Source organism: Devosia sp. (genome assembly GCF_034675085.1).
Lineage (GTDB): Bacteria > Pseudomonadota > Alphaproteobacteria > Rhizobiales > Devosiaceae > Devosia.
Genome location: NZ_JAUCDN010000240.1, coordinates 1 through 5,104, shown reverse-complemented (window position 1 = coordinate 5,104; position 5,104 = coordinate 1). Strand labels below are relative to the sequence as shown.

The following is a 5,104-nucleotide window of genomic DNA, read 5'->3' as shown; positions in this document are numbered from 1 at the left end:
GGAGCAGCTTGAGGATGATGTTCTCGACATCCTCGCCGACATAGCCCGCCTCGGTGAGCGTGGTAGCGTCAGCCATGGTGAAGGGCACATCGAGGATGCGCGCCATGGTCTGGGCCAGCAGCGTCTTGCCCGAGCCGGTGGGGCCGATGAGCAGGATATTGGACTTGGAAAGCTCCACGTCCTGGTTCTTGGAGGCGTGGTGCAGGCGCTTGTAATGATTGTGGACCGCCACCGACAGCACGCGCTTGGCGCGGGCCTGGCCGATGACATAGTCGTCGAGGACCTTGCAGATTTCCGCCGGCGTGGGCACCCCTTCGGAGGACTTGACCATGTTGGTCTTGTTCTCTTCGCGGATGATGTCCATGCACAGCTCGACGCATTCATCGCAGATGAACACGGTCGGACCGGCGATCAGCTTACGGACCTCGTGCTGCGACTTGCCGCAGAACGAGCAGTAAAGCGTGTTCTTCGAGGTTTCGCCGTTGGGTGTCTCTTTGGACATCGCGTCACTCCTGGGGAGGCTGAGCGCCTCCGGATCAAGCGTTATCGAAAACCGTAACGCTCAACACATAAACAAAGTCTAAGCCGGATCGATCCTAAAGACCGATCCGGCTGGGTGCAATTGCACAAGGATCACACTCCACGGCGCAGCGGGAATGTGCTTAATGCCGGCCCGGTCAGCTCGTCGCCTCGGGGACCGCGCGCTTTTCGAACACGCTGTCGATGATGCCGAAGGTCTTGGCTTCCTCGGGCGAGAGGAAATTGTCGCGCTCGAGAGCGCGCTCGATCTCCTCATAGGTGCGGCCGGTGTGCTTCTCATAAATCTGATTAAGACGGCGCTTTAACCCCTCGACTTCCTTGGCATGAATCAGGATGTCGGTGACCTGGCCCTGATAGCCGCCGGAGGGCTGGTGGACCATGATGCGCGAATTGGGCAGGCTGGTGCGCATGCCCTTTTCGCCGGCAGCCAGCAGGAGCGAGCCCATGGAGGCCGCCTGCCCCATCACCATGGTGGCGACGGCGGGGCGGATGAACTGCATGGTGTCGTAGATGGAAAGGCCAGCCGTCACCACGCCGCCGGGCGAGTTGATGTACATGGCGATTTCCTTTTTCGGGTTTTCCGATTCGAGGAAAAGCAGCTGCGCCACGATCAGCGAGGCCATGTTGTCCTCGACCACGCCGGTGACGAAAATGATGCGCTCGCGCAGAAGGCGCGAATAGATGTCGAAGGCGCGCTCGCCCCGGTTCGACTGCTCGACCACCATGGGAACGAGCGTGTTCATATAGATATCGTGCGGATCCCGCATGTGATGCCCCTTTTGCCTGCCGGGTCGCGGACCGGACGGGCCTGGATTTGCCAATGGAACACGACCGCCCTCACCCGGACATCCAGGGCCTTGAGGAAAATCGTGTCGAATTTCGAATCAGCGCGACCGGCCGATTGCAGACGATGCCGCCTTAATGCGCGGTAAAGGCAGAGATAGGCGGCAATGGGGCAGGCTTCAATAGGGCCCGCCGGCAATGGTGAACATCGCCCTTTTACGAGGCGAAGCTGACCGCCACGCCCTTCTTCTTGAAATAGGACTGCATGATCTTGCGCCCCTGCCGGTTGGGCTGGGCCAGCTTGCCCGGCTCGAACACCGCCTCCTTGGCCCCTTCACGCGCCATGGCCGCCTTGAGCGCGGCGATATGGGCGTCCAGATCCTCATTGTCGTTCTTGATCGAGGTGTAGATGTTCTCGATGGCCTGGCTGAGAGGCAGATCGCTCATGAATACGCTCCGAAATCGAATCTAGAGTTTAGCTGCCTTCAAGACATCATTGATGCGCGATTGCCAACCCTTTCCGGTGGCCTTGAACTTTTCAATGACATCGGGATCGAGCCGCAGCGAAATCTGCTGGCGCGGTGCCGCCAGTTTCGGCCGCCCCCGCGACCGCCGGATCGACTCGGCCAGATCAGGGAAAACCTCGGCGAAGGGGCGCGCCTTCCTGAAGTCTTCCTCGGTCCATTCCGGGCTATCCGAAACCGCGTCCCAATCGGCCTTGGTATAGCCCTGCCCTTCTTCAAAACCCTTTGGCTTGCTCATAAAGCCTCCTTTCCGACCCATTGGCCGGACGCATGGAAATGACGGAGAGCGCTTCCGAGCCCAGCGTGACAAAAACCACGGCAATGGAGCCGTCGGCAAAGCGACCAAAAGCCGCCAGGCGTCCCAGCTTCGCCGGCCGGATGATCGCCTCCTCAAAAAAGGTAAGGCTCAAATCGGCAAAATCCAGGCCGTGCTTTGCAAGATTGGCCTGGCGCTTGGGCTCGTCCCAGATGATCCGCATCGATTTTCCGTATCACCTTATAGCATGCGCCTAATTAAAAGTGATACAAAAAATGCAAAGCGTCAATCACGACCGCGCCGCCAGCGCCGATAGCACGCCTGGCAACAGACTCGGCAGGTCCTCGCTCATCATTCCCGGCCCGCCGAAGCAATTGGCGGCTTCGGCATGGAGCCAGACGCCGGCGGCGGCGGCCTGCCAGCCTGCCATGCCCTGCCCCATCAGCCCGGCGATGACACCGGCCAGCACATCGCCCGAGCCCGCCGTGCCCAGCCAGGCGGGGGCATTGGCATTGATGGCGGCGCGACCATCGGGCGCGGCAATGACAGTGTCGCTGCCCTTGAGGACGATAATGGCGCCGGAGCGCTCGGCCGCCAGGCGGGCACGGGCGAGCTTGTCGCCATGGAGAGCGCCGAAGAGCCGCCCGAACTCGCCCTCATGCGGGGTCAGCACGACGGGACGCGATTGCGCCTTGATGGCGGCGAACAGCGTTTCGGGATTTTCGGCAAAGCTGGTGAGGGCGTCAGCATCGAGAACAGCAGCAGCGCCGGAGGCCAGCACCGCCTCGACCTTGCCGGCGGTTTCGGCGCCGACGCCGGCGGCAGGGCCAATGACGGCGGCATTGATGCGCCGGTCGACCAGGATCGCCTCCAACGCCGCCCGGTCGTGCGCGGGGCGCAGCATGATGGAGGTGACATGGGCGGCGTGGACATGCAGCGCGGCCTCGCTGCCGGCCAGCGACACCAGCCCCGCCCCGACGCGGAACGCGCCCAGCGCTGCCAGCCGCGCCGCGCCGGTCTGCAAGGGCCCGCCGGAAATGACCAGGCAATGGCCCCGGTCGAACTTGTTGCCCTCCGGCGTGGCCACGGGCACGCGCCACAGCGCCGGGCCGTTGCGCCAGGCCTGGGAAGCGATGGCGTCGAGAACGGCGGGGGGAATGCCGATATCGGCCAGCACCAGCTCGCCGCAGAGATCGCGGCCGGGGAGCAGGACATGGCCGGGCTTGGCGCGAAAGAAGCTGACGGTGAGATCGGCCTTCACCGCTGCGCCCCTGACGCCGCCGCTGGCCCCGTCGAGCCCACTGGGCATGTCGATGGCCACCACCGGGCAATCGGCGGCATTGACCATGGCGATGGCGGCGGCGAAATCGCCTGTGACATCGCGGTCGAGGCCGGCGCCGAGCAGCGCATCGACGATGAGGCGGGCTTCGGTGGTATCGCCGGGCTGGATCGGGTCGGCGCCCTGCCCCCAGAGCGCGGCGGCTTTGGCGGCGTCACCCGTGAGGCGGTCGCGGCTTCCAAGAAGGCGCAGCGTCACCGGCCAGCCCTGGAGATGCAGCAGATGGGCCACGATGAAGCCATCGCCGCCATTATTGCCCGGCCCGCACAGCACCAAAACCGGCCGGGGCTCGAACCGGGTGCGGATGGCATCGGCCACCGCCCGGCCCGCCGCCTGCATCAGCGAAAAGGATTCCACGCCTGCGGCAATTGCCAGGCGGTCGGCCTCGGCCATATGGGCGGGGGTGAGCAATATGAGGTCGGGGGCCAGGGTCATGGGCGGATGATACAATGGCGGGAAACGGCACGGCAACGCTACGCACAGAGCTGTCGTCCCGGCCATGAGCCGGGACCCAGCCTGAATGCTCACGACCGCCCTCAAAGCGCGTGGAAACATGCGGGGATGGATTCCGGCTCAAGGCCGGAATGGCACCGTGGATGGGGAAAGATTGTCCATCACACAAGGGAAGATGGATTGACGGCACGGCAGATTCCCTCTGCCAAAACAAAAAGGCCGCCCCGGAGGGCGGCCTGAAGGATGAAAAGAACCCCGCTTAGTGGTGGTGTTCCTCGGGAACCTCGTCCTCGTCGGCCTGGATCAGCTTGGCCAGCTCTTCGCGCGTCATGGTCTTGTCGGTGACGGCGCCCTTTTCGGCGAGGAAATCGACGACCTTGTTCTCGAAGACCGGGGCGCGCAGGCCGGCAAGGGCCTGGGGGTTCTGCCGGTAGTAATCGTAGACCTGCTGCTCCTGGCCGGGGAAGCGGCGCACTTCGGCGATCAGCGCCTGCTGGTGCTCTTCCTCGGTGACCTGCACTTCGTTCTGGTTGCCGATCTCGGCGACGACCAGGCCCAGGCGCACGCGGCGCTCGGCGATGCGCTGATACTGCTCGCGAGCCTCCGCCTCGGTGGTGCCTTCGTCCTCGAAGGACCGGCCATGGCTCTCGACCTCGTGCTGGACACGCTGCCAGATGGCGTTGAACTCGGCCTCGACCAGTTGGGCCGGCACCTCGAACTTGTGGCCTTCGTCCAGCGCATCCAGGATCTGGCGCTTGATGTGCTGGCGGCTCATCGAGGTCAGCGCGGTTTCCATCTGCGCCTTGACGGCGCTGCGCAGGGCCTCGACCGATTCAAGGCCGAGCCGCTTGGCGAAATCGTCATCCAGTTCGCCGGCATTGGGGCCGTCGACATGCAAGATGGTGACCTCGAACTGGGCCTTCTTGCCGGCCAGTTCCTCGCTCTGGTAGTCCTTGGGGAAGGTGACGTCGATCTCGCGCGTCTCGCCCTTCTTCATGCCGATGAGCTGCTCTTCGAAGCCCGGGATGAACTCGCCCGAACCCACGGTGAGATGGGCATGGTCGGAGGTACCGCCATCGAAGGGCTTGCCCTTGATCTTGCCGACAAAGCTCAGGCCCAGACGGTCGCCATTCTCGACCACGGCGTCGTCGCCCTTGTCGGTATAGCCGCGGTTCTGCGCGAAGACGCGGTTGAGTTCGGCGGTGCCCT

7 protein-coding genes are annotated in these 5,104 nt (G+C 63.9%); all 7 read right to left on the bottom strand.

Annotation, left to right across the window (positions count from 1 at the left end; genetic code table 11):
• Positions 1 to 502, bottom strand: a 502-nt coding sequence (locus VDP82_RS13660; protein WP_323015399.1) for a ClpX C4-type zinc finger protein, incomplete at its 3' end; no start/stop codon positions are given.
• 175 nt (positions 503 to 677) lie between these two features.
• Complete coding sequence (locus tag VDP82_RS13655; RefSeq protein ID WP_323015398.1) at positions 678 to 1,307, bottom strand: ATP-dependent Clp protease proteolytic subunit; 630 nt, start codon at positions 1,305 to 1,307, stop codon at positions 678 to 680.
• 232 nt (positions 1,308 to 1,539) lie between these two features.
• Complete coding sequence (locus VDP82_RS13650) at positions 1,540 to 1,770, bottom strand: hypothetical protein (RefSeq protein WP_323015397.1); 231 nt, start codon at positions 1,768 to 1,770, stop codon at positions 1,540 to 1,542.
• Between the two features lie 21 nt (positions 1,771 to 1,791).
• Entirely contained in the window at positions 1,792 to 2,085 is a 294-nt protein-coding gene (locus tag VDP82_RS13645) for a BrnA antitoxin family protein (protein WP_323015396.1), read from the bottom strand.
• Positions 2,063 to 2,326 carry a BrnT family toxin gene (locus VDP82_RS13640; protein WP_323015395.1) on the bottom strand — a complete coding sequence of 88 codons (264 nt, stop codon included), beginning with the start codon at positions 2,324 to 2,326 and terminating at the stop codon, positions 2,063 to 2,065. Before VDP82_RS13640 ends, VDP82_RS13645 begins: the two co-directional genes overlap by 23 nt.
• Before the next feature lie 66 nt (positions 2,327 to 2,392).
• Positions 2,393 to 3,877 (bottom strand): NAD(P)H-hydrate dehydratase, encoded by a 1,485-nt coding sequence (locus tag VDP82_RS13635; protein WP_323015394.1) that lies wholly within the window; start codon positions 3,875 to 3,877, stop codon positions 2,393 to 2,395.
• Between the two features lie 277 nt (positions 3,878 to 4,154).
• The coding region (gene tig / locus VDP82_RS13630; protein ID WP_323015393.1) for a trigger factor at positions 4,155 to 5,104 on the bottom strand (950 nt) is incomplete at its 5' end.

Coding starts and splice junctions, on each gene's coding strand:
- VDP82_RS13655 (WP_323015398.1), bottom strand. CDS start 1,307: ATGCGGGATCCGCACGATATCTATATGAACACGCTCGTTCCCATGGTG.
- VDP82_RS13650 (WP_323015397.1), bottom strand. CDS start 1,770: ATGAGCGATCTGCCTCTCAGCCAGGCCATCGAGAACATCTACACCTCG.
- VDP82_RS13645 (WP_323015396.1), bottom strand. CDS start 2,085: ATGAGCAAGCCAAAGGGTTTTGAAGAAGGGCAGGGCTATACCAAGGCC.
- VDP82_RS13640 (WP_323015395.1), bottom strand. CDS start 2,326: ATGCGGATCATCTGGGACGAGCCCAAGCGCCAGGCCAATCTTGCAAAG.
- VDP82_RS13635 (WP_323015394.1), bottom strand. CDS start 3,877: ATGACCCTGGCCCCCGACCTCATATTGCTCACCCCCGCCCATATGGCC.